The 17,878-nt window shown below is 34.0% G+C and carries 14 protein-coding genes; 8 read left to right on the top strand and 6 right to left on the bottom strand.

All coding sequences use genetic code 11. From position 1 onward, the window contains the following. The first annotated feature begins 79 nt into the window (after positions 1-79). The 4 genes from ACH2BV_RS03175 (at position 80) to bioB (ending at position 5,022) form a co-directional block, all read left to right on the top strand. Complete coding sequence (locus tag ACH2BV_RS03175) at positions 80-2,149, top strand: T9SS type A sorting domain-containing protein (protein WP_395049249.1); 2,070 nt, start codon at positions 80-82, stop codon at positions 2,147-2,149. A 205-nt stretch (positions 2,150-2,354) separates the two neighbouring features. Next, the gene (locus ACH2BV_RS03170; RefSeq protein WP_395049248.1) at positions 2,355-3,284 is read left to right on the top strand and encodes a bifunctional riboflavin kinase/FAD synthetase; all 930 of its coding nucleotides are present in this window, start codon (positions 2,355-2,357) and stop codon (positions 3,282-3,284) included. Between the two features lie 113 nt (positions 3,285-3,397). Next, entirely contained in the window at positions 3,398-3,835 is a 438-nt protein-coding gene (locus ACH2BV_RS03165) for a hypothetical protein (protein ID WP_395049247.1), read from the top strand. 101 nt (positions 3,836-3,936) lie between these two features. After that, the gene (gene bioB, locus ACH2BV_RS03160; protein WP_395049245.1) at positions 3,937-5,022 is read left to right on the top strand and encodes a biotin synthase BioB; all 1,086 of its coding nucleotides are present in this window, start codon (positions 3,937-3,939) and stop codon (positions 5,020-5,022) included. Between the two features lie 79 nt (positions 5,023-5,101). Here the strand turns inward: bioB and ACH2BV_RS03155 are convergent, their stop codons facing one another. The 6 genes from ACH2BV_RS03155 to panC all read right to left on the bottom strand — a co-directional run bounded on the left by ACH2BV_RS03155 (position 5,102) and on the right by panC (position 10,192). Next, positions 5,102-5,548: a hypothetical protein gene (locus tag ACH2BV_RS03155; RefSeq protein ID WP_395049243.1), complete on the bottom strand. Its 447-nt coding sequence runs from the start codon at positions 5,546-5,548 to the stop codon at positions 5,102-5,104. A 76-nt stretch (positions 5,549-5,624) separates the two neighbouring features. Next, the gene (locus tag ACH2BV_RS03150) at positions 5,625-6,026 is read right to left on the bottom strand and encodes a hypothetical protein (protein WP_395049242.1); all 402 of its coding nucleotides are present in this window, start codon (positions 6,024-6,026) and stop codon (positions 5,625-5,627) included. Positions 6,027-6,151: 125 nt separating this feature from the next. Continuing rightward, positions 6,152-7,513 (bottom strand): DNA repair protein RadA, encoded by a 1,362-nt coding sequence (radA, locus tag ACH2BV_RS03145; protein ID WP_395049240.1) that lies wholly within the window; start codon positions 7,511-7,513, stop codon positions 6,152-6,154. After that, the gene (locus ACH2BV_RS03140; RefSeq protein WP_395049238.1) at positions 7,513-8,661 is read right to left on the bottom strand and encodes an alpha/beta hydrolase-fold protein; all 1,149 of its coding nucleotides are present in this window, start codon (positions 8,659-8,661) and stop codon (positions 7,513-7,515) included. Before ACH2BV_RS03140 ends, radA begins: the two co-directional genes overlap by 1 nt. Positions 8,662-8,978: 317 nt before the next feature. Beyond that, entirely contained in the window at positions 8,979-9,329 is a 351-nt protein-coding gene (gene panD, locus ACH2BV_RS03135; protein WP_395049237.1) for an aspartate 1-decarboxylase, read from the bottom strand. Positions 9,330-9,343: 14 nt separating this feature from the next. Then, entirely contained in the window at positions 9,344-10,192 is an 849-nt protein-coding gene (gene panC / locus ACH2BV_RS03130; RefSeq protein ID WP_395049235.1) for a pantoate--beta-alanine ligase, read from the bottom strand. A gap of 108 nt (positions 10,193-10,300) precedes the next feature. Between panC and ACH2BV_RS03125 the strand changes: the two genes are divergently transcribed. The 4 genes from ACH2BV_RS03125 to ACH2BV_RS03110 all read left to right on the top strand — a co-directional run bounded on the left by ACH2BV_RS03125 (position 10,301) and on the right by ACH2BV_RS03110 (position 17,739). Then, positions 10,301-11,107 carry a glycogen/starch synthase gene (locus ACH2BV_RS03125; RefSeq protein ID WP_395049233.1) on the top strand — a complete coding sequence of 269 codons (807 nt, stop codon included), beginning with the start codon at positions 10,301-10,303 and terminating at the stop codon, positions 11,105-11,107. Positions 11,108-11,127: 20 nt separating this feature from the next. Beyond that, complete coding sequence (locus tag ACH2BV_RS03120) at positions 11,128-12,774, top strand: DUF4270 domain-containing protein (protein WP_395049232.1); 1,647 nt, start codon at positions 11,128-11,130, stop codon at positions 12,772-12,774. Positions 12,775-12,788: 14 nt separating this feature from the next. After that, on the top strand, positions 12,789-14,636 hold the full coding sequence (glmS, locus tag ACH2BV_RS03115; protein ID WP_395049231.1) for a glutamine--fructose-6-phosphate transaminase (isomerizing): 1,848 nt from the start codon (positions 12,789-12,791) through the stop codon (positions 14,634-14,636). 286 nt (positions 14,637-14,922) lie between these two features. Then, a complete protein-coding gene (locus tag ACH2BV_RS03110) occupies positions 14,923-17,739 on the top strand; it encodes a TonB-dependent receptor domain-containing protein (RefSeq protein WP_395049230.1) in 2,817 nt (938 codons plus the stop codon). The last annotated feature ends 139 nt before the right edge of the window (positions 17,740-17,878 follow it).

Genomic DNA, 17,878 nt, shown 5'->3' with positions numbered 1-17,878 from the left:
AGGATTGATTTCCTACTATTTACTTTTTTAAATACTGTAATTAAAAAATCCTTAACTTTGACAAAAAATTTTTCATAAAATGAAAACAACGGCCCCCATTTCTATCAAGATTACACTTGCAATCTTTTGCTTGTTTTCCTTTTGCAACACCTATAGCCAGGATAATAAACCAACAAACAAAACGCTTTTTGGTAAACCCGTTACAGCAGGAACTATAAATCCAAATAATAGTCACATTCGGTGTGCCACAACAGAGTACGAGAAATATCTTCAGGAAAAAAATCCTAAAAGGATGACAAACGCTCAGTTTGAAGCAAGATTGGCTCCATTAGTTAAAAAATACAAAGCGATGCGAACCAGTTCTAAAACAGCCGGAGCAGTAATAACAATTCCAGTCGTTGTTCACGTGATATATGATGGCGAAGCTATTGGTCTTGCCCCAAACATTACTGATGCTCAAGTACAATCACAGATTACAGTGATGAACCAAGATTATAGAAAAATGTTAGCAACGCCCGGGTATAACACAAATCCTGTTGGCGCAGACACGGAAATCCAATTTGAACTTGCCAAACAAGATCCAAACGGAAACCCAACAAACGGAATTGATCGAGTGAGTCTTAATCAATCCTCTTGGTCTGATATTGATATTGAAGCTACCCTGAAGCCTTCCACTATTTGGGACCCTACATTATATATGAATATGTGGAGTGTGAAATTTACTGATAAAACTCTTTTGGGATATGCACAATTTCCTGATGGCTCATCTTTAGGTGGTCTTTCTGCAAATGGTGGTACAGCTAATACTGATGGAGTAGTGTCAAACTATGATGTGTTTGGAAGCAAAGCTTATGATGATGGATCATTTTTATTGGATGCAACATACAACAAAGGAAGAACAATGTCTCATGAAGTAGGACACTGGCTAGGATTATTACATATTTGGGGTGATTCACCTTGCGGTGATGATTATTGTGCAGATACGCCCGTTCACCATGACGCCAACTATGGATGCCCTATAGTTGTGAATTGTGATGCTAATGGAAATGAAATGGTGGATAATTATATGGATTATACGGATGATGCTTGTATGGATATATTTACCCTAAATCAAAAAGACAGAATAACAACTATAATTAACAATGCAGCAAGAAGAAGCTCACTAAAAACTTCAACTAAAAATGCTGCTATCCCTTTGTTTGCTATTGATGCAGAAGTTAAACTCGAAGGGTATTACCCTTCCAGTATTTGTGGAGCCATACCTAACCAAACTATTCAAAAAATAACAATTTATAACAGAGGCACGAGCAATTTGACATCAGCAACATTAAATTACAATATTAATGGAGGAAGCAACATAGTCTATAATTGGTCTGGTGATTTGGCTACTAATAAATCGGCAACTTTTCCAATTACAATAAATTCAGCTTCAAACGGAACTATTAATGTTACTAGTATATCCTCCGCTAATGGAGGAACAGACCAAAGGTTAACAAACAATACAGCGTCTGGAACTTTCATTATTCCAATAGCTCCTTCTAATTATGCTTATACTAACTATGAGTTTAGATTACAACAAGACTTATGGGGAAGCGAAACAACTTGGAGCATAAAAGATGGATCCGGAACCATAATATATAGTGGCGGACCATATACAGATAAACCTGCTTTGCCACTTCCTACATTAATAACTCAAACCTGGACATTAGCTAGCAATCAATGTTATACTTTTACCATAAATGATTCTGCCGGTGACGGAATTTGTTGTGGTACGACCAACGGTGATGGTTATTATGATATTAAAACAAACAGCGGAGCAATTGTTGTTACTTCTGGGGCGTCTTTTACCTCAAGCGAAAGTAAAACTTTAACAACAAATACGCTTGGAACTAACAAATTTGAAGCATCAAATGATATTTATCTTTATCCAAATCCAACAAAAGGAACTTTAAATGTTCACGTTCCAAGTGATTTTGGATTGCCAAACACTCTAACGATTAGTAACAGCCTAGGTCAAATCGTTAGTCGAAAAGTAGTATCAAAAGAAAATGATTTAACCGTAAACACTTCCGCATTAAGTAATGGAGTTTATTTTATTACCATTGTGAAAGAAAATCAGAAAAAAACGCTGCAATTCATCAAGGAATAGTTTTGCCAAATATAGATTTTTAGAGGATTGATTTATTTCAATCCTCTTTTTTTATCTGTTATTATTATACCATTACTTATTATATTTTAGTCCAAAGCTTTTGGTATAATGCCGCTGTATATTTCATTTAGTTCAATTATTATTGGACTAATTTGAAATAACTAGCGGTATTAGTATAAATTTGCACCAACTTAAAACAATTGCTTTGAAGATTTTTCATTCCATAAATGATTTCCATTCCACAAAAAAAACAATCCTCACTTTGGGTACATTTGATGGTGTGCATGCTGGTCACAGAAAAATCTTAGAAAGGCTAACTCAAAATGTTGAAAATGGCAAATATGAAAGCCTTGTGCTTACTTTTTTTCCGCATCCAAGGATGGTTTTACAGGAACAATCAGGAATAAAATTACTCAATACCATTCCCGAAAAAATTGATCTATTAGAAAAAATAGGAATTGAAAATCTCGTCATACATCCTTTTGACGAAAGTTTTTCAAGATTAACAGCTCAGGAATTTATAAAAAACATTCTTTTAGATAAATTACACATCCAAAAAATAATTATTGGTCACGACCATCGGTTTGGAAGAAACCGCACTGCAAACATCGACGACTTAATCACTTTTGGCAAAGAATATGACTTCGAAGTAGAACAAATTTCAGTTCAGGAAGTTAATGATGTTTCTATAAGTTCAACAAAAATCAGAAATGCCTTAATGGAAGGAAATATGGCTTTGGCCAATGAGTATTTGGGTTATGAATACTTTTTGACGGGAACCGTTTACAAGGGAAAACAATTGGGAAGAACTATTGGATTTCCCACAGCAAACATTCAAATTGAAGAAAATTATAAGCTTATTCCTCGAAACGGCGTTTATGTTGTAAAAAGCACTATCAACCAAAAAACCGTTTTCGGAATGATGAATATAGGATTTAATCCAACTGTAGCTGGAGAACATCTATTCATTGAAGTCCATTATTTTGACTTTATCTCTGATTTATATGACCAGGAAATAAGAGTCTCTATACTTGAATACCTTCGCCCGGAACAAAAATTTGACTCTGTTGACTTGCTAAAAGAACAATTAGAAAAAGATAAGAATACTGCTTTAACATATATAAATAAACTTTAGCAACTTATAAAATCTTTCTAGTTCTAAAAAATGTAATTGTTTTTACGTAAATTTGATTCTTAAATTTCTCTTTATCAAAGAAGTATTGTTTTAACCCTCTAAAAACTAATTCTATGAAACTGCCCAAAGAATTGTATAACGGATTAATTATTGCAATCTCAATTGCCCTATTTTTTTTATTGATGGAGATTTTGGGACTTGCGGACTTGTACTATTTACGTCTATTAAATGTCGTCTTTGTTTTTTACGGAGTAAACAGAACCTTAAAAATGAATTTTGCTGAAGGGAAAAAGGAATACATTCCAAATATTCTCTCTGCAATTTTCACTTCAATTATTGGGGTTTGTTTAACCGTTTTAGGATTGCTAGTTTACAGCTATATTAAAGGAGGAGACTCATATGTACAATCTTTATCAGAGACTTTTTTGTTTGGAGGAACTCCAACAATAATGACCTATTGTATTTCTTTACTTTTTGAAGGAATTGCATCCTCAGTAATTGTTGTCTTTTTGCTGATGTTATATTGGAACAATAAATATGCTGCAGATTAGGCTTTGTTATTAAATATTGAAAATGTATCTTTTTTTCAACACATCAACTTTGCTACTTCAGATCAATTTGACTACTTTTGAAGCATCAAAAAATCAGATCGATGAGCATCACTAAACACAATTGGACAAAAGAAGAAATTATTGCAATTTATACTAAACCTATGATGGATTTGCTTTATGAAGCGGCCACTATTCATAGGGAACATCACGATCCAAACGTGGTACAGGTCTCCACTTTATTGTCTATCAAAACAGGTGGTTGCTCTGAAGATTGCGGCTATTGTCCGCAAGCAAAAAGATACCATACTTCTATAAAAACTAATGATTTAATGACCGTAAGCGAAGTCAAAGAGCAAGCGGAACAAGCAAAATCCAGTGGATCATCACGAGTTTGTATGGGTGCTGCGTGGAGAAATGTGAAAGATGGTGCCGAATTTGACCAAGTACTCGAAATGGTTCGTACCATCAATAAAATGGATATGGAAGTGTGCTGTACCCTTGGAATGATTACCGAAAACCAAGCACAAAGATTGGCCGAAGCCGGTTTGTATGCTTACAACCACAATATTGATACTTCAGAAGAATATTATAAAGAAGTGATTTCGACTCGTGGATTTGAAGACCGCTTGGAAACCATAAATAATGTTCGAAAAACAAATATAACCGTTTGTAGTGGCGGAATCATCGGGATGGGCGAAAGTATTGAAGACCGAGCAGGAATGCTTGTAGCTCTTTCCACTTTGGACCCACAACCAGAATCTGTACCAATTAATGCATTAGTTCCCGTTGAAGGAACTCCACTTGAAGGTGAAAAACTAGTAGAAATCTGGGAAATGATTCGAATGGTGGCCACAACCAGAATTGTAATGCCTGAAACTCAGGTTCGTCTTTCGGCAGGAAGAATAAATATGAGTCGCGAAGGACAGGCAATGTGCTTTTTGGCCGGCGCCAACTCTATCTTTTCGGGTGATAAATTACTTACGACTCCCAATAATGACGTGAACGAGGATATGAAAATGTTCGAAATTTTAGGACTAAAAAACCAACAACCTTTTGCCAAAGTTTACCAACGCGAAACCGTTGAAGCCATTGACTCTAAATTTGCTCCACTGGGCGAAAAACCAAAATGGTCAAGACCCGGACACACAATTGAAAGAAATGTAGAGGCAACAGTTAAGGGAAAATAAAATAATAATACATTCATAAAAAATCCCGATTTGCAAATTACAATTTAAATTGCGGTTTTGAATAGTTTTTCTTTAAAATTTATAAACGATGTGCCAAATCAATTTTGCGTTTCAGAGGATTGTAAAAATCTTTAACTTGGGCGACTATTTGGTTTAAGGTCATACTGTCAGCAGTTTCGACAGCTTTTAAGTTGATTTCGCCAAGAGATTTTTCATCCCGAAGTCGTTGTTCCAGTTTTGTTTTAGTTTCTCCTGGACCAAATATATATAAGTAATCAGCCCCTTTAACAATTGAAACAACGTCTTTAAGGTAACAATCATGTTGTTCTTTTCTTCGATTGTCAAATTTAGTTTCACTGTCACCGTGGTGACTTCCTGAGAAAGTTCCTTGGTCGCCTTCTTTGTTGTGATAAACGCTGTTTTCAACATTAGAGTCTACTTCGATAATTCTTTCTTCTTTTTGACCTTCAAGGGTAATAATTATTGCCTTTTTAATGTCTATCCAGATGCCGACTTGTTTTTCCATGATTTTATTTTTTATGTTATAATGAATAATTTTCAAGCAACTTTAGAAACGGTTTTTTCAGATTTAATATTTGTTATTAGGATAAAATTGTATTCAATTCAGAAATTAAAGCTGATTCTGATTTATTTTTTCCCGAAAAGGAAACAGCAATTGCCTTTGCCGTTTTTAGTATTAAGTCGTTTACCTGGGGTGTAAATAAACTCGGGTGTTCTTTTTTGAAAATTTTGAAATTAGGAATCACTTTGCCAATATTCCAATCATTCTCTACCAGCCAGTCAAAAACAATTTCTATTTGGTACGCAGAATCGTCACCATATTCATTTAATGTGGTTTCAATTGGAACCCACTCTTTTTGTACTATTTCTATGAGTTTTGCAATTTCTTCTTTACGAACTGTCCCGTCCACTGAGGCAAGTCTGTAGAATAGCTTGCCAAGTTGCTGGTAGAAATGAATCATTGTATTAGGTGATGGTTTCATTTTCTATATTCTTCTCATAGGAGAAAAGAACATATAAATTTACGAAGAAAAAATTAAAATCAAGCTGGATTAATTAGATAAATGAATCCTTTTAGTCAAATTTAACGTTTTATGTAAATAAAATTTTACCCAAACAGTTCGCTTGCCACATCTTCAATTTTTGCAACCAATCGGATTTTTATAATCGTGTTTTTCAAGGCGATTTTATTGTATTTCGAAACAAAAATGGTCGAAAAGCCTAATTTCTCTGCTTCCTGAATGCGTTGGTCTACGCGATTTACGGGACGAATTTCGCCCGAAAGTCCAACTTCACCCGCAAAACAGAAATCTTTATTTACCGGAATGTCTTCATTCGATGATAAAATAGCTGCAACAACTGCCAAATCAATAGCAGGGTCATCTACAGAAATACCTCCGGTTATGTTTAGAAAAACGTCTTTGGAAGCCAAACGAAAACCAGCGCGTTTTTCTAAAACTGCCAAAATCATATTCAGCCTTTTGGCATTGTAACCTGTCGTGCTGCGTTGTGGTGTTCCATAAACTGCAGTGCTGACCAGCGATTGTATTTCAATCATCAACGGACGCATTCCTTCGAGAGTGGAAGCAATTGCGGTTCCCGATAATTCTTCATCTTTGTGTGAAATCAATATCTCTGAAGGGTTTGAAACTTCTCGTAAACCATTACCAAGCATTTCGTAAATTCCGATTTCTGCTGTAGAGCCAAAGCGATTTTTTAGTGAACGTAAAATACGATACACGTGATTTCTATCGCCTTCAAATTGCAAAACAGTATCGACCATATGTTCCAAAATTTTGGGTCCGGCAATGTTTCCGTCTTTGGTAATATGACCAATTAAAATCACTGGAATATTCGTTTCCTTGGCAAATTTTATCAATTCGGCAGTAGTTTCACGAATTTGAGATATACTTCCCGGAGTCGATTCGATATAATCGGTATGAAGCGTTTGGATGGAATCGATGATGACGATTTCGGGTTCGATTGCTTCAATTTGTTTGAAAATATTTTGGGTTTTGGTTTCAGTAAGAATGTAGCAATTATCACTGTTTGGTGTGATTCTTTCGGCACGCATTTTTATTTGTTTTTGGCTTTCTTCACCCGAAACATATAAGGTTTTGTATGGCAATTTTAAGGAAATTTGGAGTAAAAGTGTGCTTTTTCCAATGCCGGGTTCACCGCCTAAAAGAATTAAAGAACCTGGAACTATTCCGCCGCCTAACACACGATTAAGTTCACTGTCACGAGTGTCCATTCTAAGTTCTTGAGAAGAATCAATTTCGTTGATTCGTAAGGGTTTTGAAACTCTTTTAGAGTCAGGCGATGCCGGTTTCCAACTTGATTTTTCTTCTTTTTGAATAATTTCCTCGGCAATGGTATTCCATTCTTTGCAGGAATTGCATTGTCCTTGCCATTTTGAATATTGTGCGCCGCAATTTTGGCAAAAAAAGGAAGTTTTTACTTTTGACATTATTTTTTTGGTGTTAAACTTTGCATTTCATCTAATTTTTCGAACATTAAATCATTTGTTAAATCACCAATTTCTTCTAATTGGGTTGCCTTTTGATATGATTTTGCCGCTTTTTTAGAATCTCCCAATTTTTCATACATTAAACCTAATTCATAATCAGCAAGCATTGATTTTGGATAATTTTTTCTGACTAATTCTGCTAATTTGTCTAATTCCTGGTATGCTTTGTTTTTCAAAATTGCGGCTTCGATAGCTTTAAAATCAGTAACTCTAATTTGGACTTTCAACCCTAATGTTTTTGTAATGACATCGTATTTATCTGTTAGATATTTTACTTGTCCATTTGGAAGAATTGCAATTTTCTCTGTAAATTCAGTCATAGAAATGGGTTTGTAACAGTCAAAAATTTGGTACAAAGCATTTGGAATTGAATAAAGAACAGCAGAATAATGTGAGGCACCTTTAAACGCATCGTACTTATAATTTATAACAGGATTGACAATTGTTTTAATGTTTTCGTCTAGTTTTTTTACGGATTCTAAAATATCTTTGATGTCTCCGTCTCCTGTAGATTGGTAATAAAAAATAGGCTGTTTTAATTTCGAAAAATTTTCGGGAATTCGGGTGTCCATTTCAGGAACAAGTTCTGGGCTTAAGGAAATATAAGCATTAAATATTGGGTTGTCTTTATACAGAAAAAAGTTTAAATATCCTGCAGTCGTGTCGTGTCCGGCAATAATTCTGAATGGAGCAATTCGGTATTTTTTTTCAATATAAGGAAGCAATTCACCACCAATAAATTCAAAGAATTGAGCTCCTTTTCCAGAAGGCAAATCAGTTGATTCGTCGTAATTGCTGTCGTCTATTCGTTCGTTATTTATGTTTTGGCTGATGCCAATGATAATAGTTTCGGGCAAATCATCCCAATAAGCACCATAGTTTAAAGCGCCATTAAATGGCTCAAATAAGTAGTCACCGTCAAGTAAAATGAGTATTGGATATTTTTTATTTGGATTTTTTTCATAGGAAGCAGGTAATCCAATCGTGATTTCCCGACTTTCTCCCAACTTGGTAGAAACAAAAGTTTCAGTGGTTTTTTGTGAAAATACAGAGACTGAAAAAAGCAATAATAGTAATAGTGATTTCATAATTTCTTAGGTTTTTGAAATTAATATTCTCCCGAATCTTCGGGACATAAAAGAGTAGCAATATAATACTTTTTATTTGCTTTTTTTAAATCAGTCAGGGTATTCGTTTTTAAAAAGAAATAAAAAAAAATTGCCACGAATTGCACGAATTAGCACGAATTTTTTAAGTTTTATTTGCTTCGACAGTTCGCTTCGCTCGGGTCACAAATCTATTTAAAATTATTGAAATTCAAATTAAGTTGTACTATAATTTGTGAAAATTCGTGCAATTCGTGGCAAAAAAAACTAAAAGCAAATGTCTTGAGAATCAGAAATGATTAAGTCAGCGAATTGTCTTTTTCATTTGGGAAAATAATCCAGGGCTTGAAGGTTTTGGCTTCTTCAAAATCTAGCGTGGCATAAGAAATTATAATGATAATATCATCTTTTTGTACTTTTCTGGCAGCGGGCCCGTTGAGGGTTATTGTGCCAGAATTTTTTTCACCTATGATGGCGTATGTTTCGAATCGCTCACCATTATTGATGTTTACTATGGAGACTTTTTCGCCTTCAATAATATTTGAAGCTTCCAGTAATGCTTCGTCAATTGTAATGCTTCCGATATAATTTAAATCGGCGCCAGTTACTTTTACACGGTGAATTTTTGATTTTACGACTTGAATTTGCATTCCGCAAAAGTAATTTAATTTAATGAAATGGTGTCAATCAATCTAATTTTGTTGACAAAAACAGCAATAAAAGCACGGTATTTTTTGGTTTTACTTTTTCTCAAACAAGCCAAGAGCTTCTCTTCATTGGCAATTTCGAAATATTCTAATGTAAAAGTTGGATTTTTTTCAAATGATTTTTGAACCCATTTAGTCACAGTTTTGGCGCTATTTGTTTTGAATTTTTCTTTTGCGCCAATTAAAGTTTTATAAATTATAGAAGCTTCTTGCTTTTCTTTGGAAGATAAAAGTTCATTTCTGGAACTCATCGCCAGATGATTAGGTTCTCTATGTATTGGACAACCTATCACATTGACTTTCATCTTGTTTTTAGCGACCATTTTCTTCACAATTTGTAGTTGCTGAAAATCTTTCTCGCCAAAATAAGCGTTAGTAGGTTCCACAATTTCGAAAAGACGTTTTACAATTGTTCCCACACCGTTAAAATGTCCAGGTCTGAATTTGCCTTCCATTTGGTTTTCTAAACCGTCAAAATCAAAAAATTGGGAAGAAGGATTTCCGTCATAAATATCGTCAATGGGCGGCGCATACACTATAATTTCTGAACTTAAACCGGTAATTTTTTTTAGGTCATCCTCTAGAGTTCTTGGGTATTTTGCTAAATCTTCGGGATTATTGAACTGAGTTGGATTTACAAAAATGCTTACAACAGTGGTTTCATTTTCGGACATTGATTGTTGCATCAATGACAAATGGCCTTGGTGTAAAGCACCCATAGTTGGAACAAAACCAATGGTGGATTGATTGGTTTTAATAGATTTTAAATAATCTATTAAAGCTGCTTTTCCGTAGAAAATATGCATAGGTGTTTTATTGAAATATTATGCAAACATAATATTTTAGTCTATAACTGCATAAATTTTTGTAATTTTGCATGGTTTTTATTGCCAAAAAATTAAGTAAAATACAATATGGAAGATAAGAGGATATTATATGTATCATCTGAAGTGGTGCCTTATCTAGCTGAAAATGAGGTCTCTTCAATGTCTTACGAAGTGCCAAAAATGATTAATAATCAAGGTGGACAAATAAGAATTTTCATGCCAAGATATGGAAATATAAATGAAAGAAGGCATCAATTACATGAAGTAATTAGACTTTCGGGAATGAATCTGGTTGTGAATGACTTGGATATGCCCTTGATAATAAAAGTAGCTTCAATCCCAAAAGAAAGAATACAAGTCTATTTTATCGACAATGATGAATATTTTAAAAGGAAAGCTACATTTACTGATGAAGAAGGTGTTATGTTTCCTGATAATGACGAACGAGCGATTTTCTTTGCAAAAGGAGTTGTAGAGACGGTAAAAAAACTAAATTGGGTTCCTGATATTATTCATGTTCACGGATGGATGGCGGCAATGTTGCCAATTTATATGAAGCATTTTTACAAAAATGAAGCCTTGTTTTCAGAAACAAAGATTGTAACATCGGTTTACAGCCAATCTTTTGAAGGAACTTTGGATATTGAAATGATTAACAAAATTAAGTTTGACGGTGTGCCAACGGAAGCTATTTTGGATTTAGAAAATCCCGATTACGAAAGCATTATGAAAGCGACTATTAGCCATTCTGACGCTATTATTATTGCTTCAGATAACCTCTCTTCAAGTTTAACAAAATTTATAGAATCTTCAGGAAAACCTTTTTTACCTTTCGCCCCGAAAGATAAATTCGCTGAAGCGTATTCTAATTTTTATAAAAATTTTGTTCTATAAATTAATATTTTCAAGTAAACATGCACAATAATTCCTTTTTTAAGTCCATTTTATTTCTTGCAAGCATCCTTCTTTTCGTTTCATGCGATAAAGAATATTCTACAGTTGGAGACGCGTTAATAGGTGATAACAATTTTGATTTAACGAGTGCTGCCTATAGTGTGGTGGCTTATAATGAAAAAATCACTCCAATTCAATCAGATAATCTTCCTATCAATGCGTTGGGAATTTATGATAATCCTGCTTTTGGGAAAACTACCGCAAATTTTGCAACTCAAATAATAATGGCAAGCCCAAATCCAACTATAAATCCTGCCTTGAAACAAGAGATAGAAAGTGTTTATTTAGATGTTCCTTATTTTGTAGACGCTTCACAAACAGCACCAATTGCTGCTGGCGGTAATACTTATGTCTTAGACTCAATTTATGGAGATAAATTAGCAAAAATTAAACTAAGTATATATGAATCGGGACGTTATATGGGGGCTCAGAACACAATTCCTCAAATGTTTTATACCAATCAAAATACGGAATTCAATAGCTACATTATTGGAAGTCGATTGAATGATTTGATAACTCCTGAAAATGAACAAAACGATGCGTTTTTCTTTGACCCTGCTCAACATTCAGTCACTGCTGGAAATGCAACCACCACCTATACAGCGCCAAGTATGCGTTTGAAATTGAATACAGAGTTTTTCAAAAACAAAATATTAAATGCACCAGCAGGGAGTTTAGCCACAAACGATGTTTTTGTAAATTATTTTAAAGGACTGTATTTTAAAGTAGAACAATCTGGAACTGACGCTGGAAGTTTAGCAATGATAAATTTTGCTAAAGGAACAATCACTATTAAATACAAAGAAGATACATCGACTACAGATGCAACTAGAGTAGACAAATCGATAGCTCTTAATATGATTGGTAATACTACTAGTTTGCTGGAACAAAGCAACACAAATCCGGCATATGAAAGTGCCACCACTAATTCTAATCCAATACTTGGTGACGATAAATTGTATTTAAAAGGAGGCCAAGGTTCATTGGCAGTAATAGAGCTTTTTGATAAAACTGATGCTAAAGGTTGGGATAAAAAAACAGAGACTTTTGTTACTGGAGCTAACGGAATTTCTGATGAGTTGGAAGATATTAGACATCCAGCAGACGGAAAAAAAATACTAATCAACGAAGCTAATCTGGTTTTTAATATTGATTTTGAAAACGAAGATTTTAAAAAGAGCTACGAACCAGACAGAATTTATTTATATGATTTTACCAATAATCGTCCTGTAATTGATTATTATGTTGATGGTTCAGCGGCAATTAGACCCAAAGCGGCAAAAGTGATTTTTGACGGTAACATCAATAGAGACCCAGCTTCAACAACAATACCTAAAAGAGGTTTAACCTATAAAATCAGAATCACGAATCATATTAGAAACCTAATTAAATATGATGATTCAACAAATGTTAAACTTGGCGTTGTCGTTACCGAGAATATTGCCATTGCAGATTCATATAAATTAAAAACTCCTACTGCTAAGATTTCACAAGCTCCAAAAGCTAGTGTTATGAATCCATTAGGAACTATACTTTATGGAGGGAAATCTACTGTTCCAGTTGATAAAAGATTAAAACTTGAAATTTACTATACAAAACCTAATTAATAAACCAAAAAATTATGTGTGGAATTGTTGGATATATCGGTTATAGAGAAGCTTATCCTATTGTAATAAAAGGATTAAAAAGGCTTGAATACAGAGGGTATGATAGTGCTGGAGTTATGTTATATGACGGAAGCGATATAAAACTTTGTAAAACAAAAGGTAAAGTTTTAGATCTTGAAGAGAAAGCTGCAAAAGAAATTTCCACTAATGGAACTATTGGAATTGGACATACACGTTGGGCAACTCATGGGGTTCCAAATGATGTGAATTCTCACCCACACCTTTCCAATTCAGGAGATTTGGTAATAATTCATAATGGAATTATTGAAAATTACGCTCCTTTAAAAGTAGAATTAATTAAAAGAGGATATGTTTTTCACTCTGATACAGATACTGAAGTACTTGTAAATCTTATAGAAGAAGTTCAGAAAAAGGAAAAATTAAAATTAGGAAAAGCAGTTCAGATAGCATTGAATCAAGTATTTGGAGCTTATGCAATAGCTGTTTTTGACAAAAAAAATCCTGATGAAATTGTTGTTGCCCGTTTGGGAAGTCCATTGGCAATAGGAATTGGAGAAGGAGAATATTTTATTGCCTCAGATGCTTCACCATTTATAGAATACACTTCGAATGCTGTATACTTAGAAGACGGTGAGATGGCAAATATCAGGCTGCACAAACCAATGAAAGTGCGAAAAATTAAAGATGATTCTTTAGTTGATCCCTATATTCAAGAGCTTCAAATGAACTTGGAGCAAATTGAAAAAGGAGGTTACGACCACTTTATGTTGAAAGAAATATACGAACAGCCTAGTGTTATAAAAGATACTTATCGCGGAAGACTTCATGCAAATGAAGGCATAATACAAATGTCAGGTGTTGAGGACAATTTAGAAAAATTTCTAAATGCAGAAAGAATTATTATTGTCGCTTGTGGTACTTCATGGCATGCTGGCTTAGTTGCAGAATATATATTTGAAGAGTTTACCAGAATTCCTGTTGAAGTAGAATATGCTTCTGAATTTAGATATAGAAATCCAATAATAGGCAGCAGAGACGTAGTAATTGCCATATCTCAATCCGGAGAAACTGCAGATACAATGGCCGCCATAAAGTTGGCCAAAGAAAAAGGAGCATTTGTTTATGGAGTTTGTAACGTAGTTGGTTCTTCAATTTCTCGTGAAACTCATGCGGGTTCTCATACTCACGCAGGTCCGGAAATTGGTGTTGCTTCTACAAAAGCATTTACCACTCAAATTACTGTATTAACAATGATGGCATTGCGTTTGGCTAAAGCCAAAGGAACATTGTCGAATACAGATTTCCATAGATATTTGCAGGAATTGGAAATCATTCCTGAAAAAGTTAAAGAAGCATTAGAAACGAATGCCAAAGCCAAAGAAATTGCTGCAGTATTTAAAGATTCGCACAATTGTTTGTATTTAGGTAGAGGTTATAATTTTCCGGTTGCACTTGAGGGAGCATTAAAACTCAAAGAAATCTCCTATATCCATGCCGAAGGTTATCCTGCAGCTGAAATGAAACACGGCCCAATAGCCTTGATAGATGAGCATATGCCCGTAGTAGTTATAGCGCCAAAACAAGGCCATTATGATAAAATCGTAAGTAATATTCAGGAAATTAAATCCAGAAGCGGAATAATCATAGCAGTTGTAACTAAAGGTGATACTCAAGTACGCGAATTAGCGGATTATGTTATTGAAATTCCAGAAACATCTGATGCATTGTCTCCATTAATAACAACGATTCCCTTACAACTTTTATCATATCACATAGCGGTTATGAGAGGTTGTAATGTAGACCAACCTAGAAATTTAGCTAAGTCAGTTACTGTTGAATGAGTAGATGCTTATACATACCTTCATTTTAAGCGAGATTTTTTGATCTCGCTTTTTTTTTGTAATTTTTTTTGATTATATTTTTTAAGATAAGTTCATTTTTCGGAAACAGTTTTATATGCATGCATAGTAAAACGCAATTATTTAACAAAAAAACTAATATTAATTTAATAATTTAGACAATATGTAAATTTTCTTAAATTATCATATATTAAATAAATTTTATGTTTTTTTATTAATATCAAAATTATTTGTACTTTGGTCGCATTAACCAACAAAATTTAACCCAATGAGAAACTATTTACTAATCTTGTCTTTGTTTTTTTGCAGTATTACTTTTGCTCAAAATACAATAACAGGTTCTATTACAAACAGTAACAACCAGCCTATTCCTGGTGCTAACATCCAAGTTGTTGGAGACAAAGCAGGAACAGTCACCGATGGTGATGGAAAATTCACTTTAAAGACTTCAAAAAATGCCCCTTTTACTATTGAAGTAACTAGCCTAGGCTATGAATCTAAAAAAGTTAGTGTTAATTCAAACAATCAAAATGTAAGCGTTAAACTTACAAGCGAAGAAACACAATTAAGTGAGGTGGTAGTTTCTGCATCCAGAACCCCTGAGAGAATTTTAGAGTCTCCAGTTACTATTGAAAGAATGGGTATTAAGGAAATTAAAAGAACTGCATCTCCTACATTCTATGATGGATTAGAAAACCTGAAAGAAGTTCAAATGAACACAAGTAGTTTGACCTTCAAGTCAATAAACACTCGTGGTTTTGCAACTGTTTCAAACGTGCGCTTTATGCAATTAGTTGACGGAATGGATAATTCTTCTCCGTTATTAAACTTTGTATTAGGTAATATGATTGGAGTTTCTGATATTGATGTTCAAAGTGTGGAGTTATTGCCTGGAGCATCATCTGCATTGTATGGTGCAAATGCTTTTAATGGTATTATGTTTATGAACAGCAAAAGCCCATTCACGTATCAGGGTATTTCAACATATTTAAAATATGGGGCAACTAGCCAAGAAGCCGCTGGAACAAACGAGTTTCATGATTTTGGAATTAGAATGGCACATGCTTTCAATAAATATTTTGCTGCAAAAGCCAATATGACATTTATGAACGGGACTGACTGGTATGCAGTAAATTACGATGACAAATACCGTCAAGGACAAGGATTAACAAGAAGCGATAAAAGTTATGATGGTATAAATGTGTATGGGGATGACCTGCCAATCAATTTAGGTGCATATGCACCAGCAAGCTTACTTACAGCCATTCCATCTTTAAATACCGTTGTTTCAAGAACAGGATATAATGAGGTTGATTTAACAAACAACAAAGCCGGAAACACTAAAATTGATTTCTCTCTTCATTTAAGACCATTTGGAAATGAAAATTTAGAGGTTATTTGGCAAAGTAAATTTGGCTTTGGAAATGCGGTTTATCAAGGAGCGAACAGATACAATTTAAATAACTTTTTTATGCAACAGCATAAATTAGAATTTAAAGGTAAAAACTTTTTCTTGAGAGGGTATACAACCTCAGAAGATGGAGGACAATCTTATGACATGCAATTTACAGGTATCAATATAAATAGAATTTGGAAATCAGATGGGAAATGGGTTAGTGATTATATTACAAATTATGCTGGTTCATTTTCAAATCCAGCGAGCCCTACATTTGGTAACGTTGCAGCTTCACATGCTTTTGCTCGTAGCAAAGCTGATACAGGTAGATTTCTTCCAGGAACTCCACAATTCCAAAATGCTTTTAACAAAGTAATTGCGGATCCAGATATTTTAACAGGTTCTAAATTAGTTGATAATTCCAGAATATACCATTCTGACGTTAATTATAACTTTAAAGACCTTATTAAATTTGGAGAAATTCAAATAGGTGGATCTTATAGAGATTACCAATTGAATTCTCACGGCAGGATTTATACTGATGCCAAAAGCTTAATTAAGTATAATGAAAAGGGAGCTTATGTACAGTTGCAGAAAAAATTCATGGAAGACCGATTCAAATTCACAGGATCTATTCGTTATGATGAAGCTACAAACTTTAATGGAAATTATTCGCCAAGACTTTCACTAACCTATGCTGCCGGAAAAGAAAAACAACATAATTTCAGAGCATCTTATCAAACAGGTTTTAGAAATCCAAGCACACAAGATCAATACATTGGTTTCAATGTGGGTTATGCAGTGTTAGTAGGTTCTGCTCCTGACAATTTATTAAGATATTCTGAAACAAGACCAGTTTCTGCAGGTTTTGGCCAAGCTTTTGCTGGCGGAGCAACAGTAATTATGAACGGAAATAACGCCTATTACAACTCATATACATACGCATCAGTTCTTGCTTTTGGTGCAACAAAAAATTCAGCATTGTTGAAAAAAACAAACGTTGGATTAGTAAAACCAGAAGAAGTAAAAGCATATGAGTTGGGATACCGTTCTCAAATAAATAAGATAAATATTGATCTTAACGGATATTATAATATTTATAATAACTTTATCGGAAACACAACAGCAATTGCAACATATTACGGTACTGCACAAGACGCGCCTAGTTCTGTTTTAAACCCTGCGGATAAAGGCTTCCAATCGGTATATGCAATTTCAAAATCAGACTATAGAGTTTATCAATTGTATACCAATACAGCTTTAGAAATTCATTCACTTGGTGTTGGAATTGGTCTTACTAAAAGAATGTTTGGAAATTATGATTTTGGAATTAACTATAACTATGCTCAGTTTGATTTTGATCAATCAAAAGATCCTGGTTTTGAAGCAGGTTTCAACACTCCAAAACATAGAGTTAAAGCTTCTGTTGGAAATGACAGATTATTAGAAAACTTTGGGTTTAATGCCAGCGTAAGATGGAACAACGCCTATTTATGGGAATCTACAATGGCTGACGGAATGATTGATGCTGCAACAGTTGTTGATGCTCAAATCAACTATGGTCTTCCAAAATTGAAATCATTAATTAAAGTTGGAGCAACTAATATTGGAGGTAAAGATTACACTCAAGTATTAGGAGCTGGAGCAATAGGACAACAATATTATATTTCTTGGACACTTAATCCATAATAATAAATTTCTATTATTTATTAAAAAACCATCACGGTAACGGAGGGCACTGAAAAAGTCATTTTAGTACTTAATTGATTAATAAATAAGGAGTAGAAAACTAGTTTTTCTGCTCCTTATTTTGTATTTTTAAGTTTAA

This window comes from Flavobacterium sp. (genome assembly GCF_043780635.1).
In the GTDB taxonomy this organism is placed as follows: domain Bacteria; phylum Bacteroidota; class Bacteroidia; order Flavobacteriales; family Flavobacteriaceae; genus Flavobacterium.
The sequence above is the reverse complement of the archived record's forward strand: the minus strand, read 5'-3'. Positions and strand labels throughout refer to the sequence as shown.

Coding starts and splice junctions, on each gene's coding strand:
- panC (WP_395049235.1), bottom strand. CDS start 10,192: ATGCATATTTTCTACGGAAAAGCAGCTTTAATAGATTATTTAAAATCT.
- ACH2BV_RS03175 (WP_395049249.1), top strand. CDS start 80: ATGAAAACAACGGCCCCCATTTCTATCAAGATTACACTTGCAATCTTT.
- bioB (WP_395049245.1), top strand. CDS start 3,937: ATGAGCATCACTAAACACAATTGGACAAAAGAAGAAATTATTGCAATT.
- ACH2BV_RS03150 (WP_395049242.1), bottom strand. CDS start 6,026: ATGAAACCATCACCTAATACAATGATTCATTTCTACCAGCAACTTGGC.
- ACH2BV_RS03140 (WP_395049238.1), bottom strand. CDS start 8,661: ATGAAATCACTATTACTATTATTGCTTTTTTCAGTCTCTGTATTTTCA.
- ACH2BV_RS03155 (WP_395049243.1), bottom strand. CDS start 5,548: ATGGAAAAACAAGTCGGCATCTGGATAGACATTAAAAAGGCAATAATT.
- panD (WP_395049237.1), bottom strand. CDS start 9,329: ATGCAAATTCAAGTCGTAAAATCAAAAATTCACCGTGTAAAAGTAACT.
- ACH2BV_RS03120 (WP_395049232.1), top strand. CDS start 11,128: ATGCACAATAATTCCTTTTTTAAGTCCATTTTATTTCTTGCAAGCATC.
- radA (WP_395049240.1), bottom strand. CDS start 7,513: ATGTCAAAAGTAAAAACTTCCTTTTTTTGCCAAAATTGCGGCGCACAA.
- glmS (WP_395049231.1), top strand. CDS start 12,789: ATGTGTGGAATTGTTGGATATATCGGTTATAGAGAAGCTTATCCTATT.
- ACH2BV_RS03165 (WP_395049247.1), top strand. CDS start 3,398: ATGAAACTGCCCAAAGAATTGTATAACGGATTAATTATTGCAATCTCA.
- ACH2BV_RS03110 (WP_395049230.1), top strand. CDS start 14,923: ATGAGAAACTATTTACTAATCTTGTCTTTGTTTTTTTGCAGTATTACT.
- ACH2BV_RS03125 (WP_395049233.1), top strand. CDS start 10,301: ATGGAAGATAAGAGGATATTATATGTATCATCTGAAGTGGTGCCTTAT.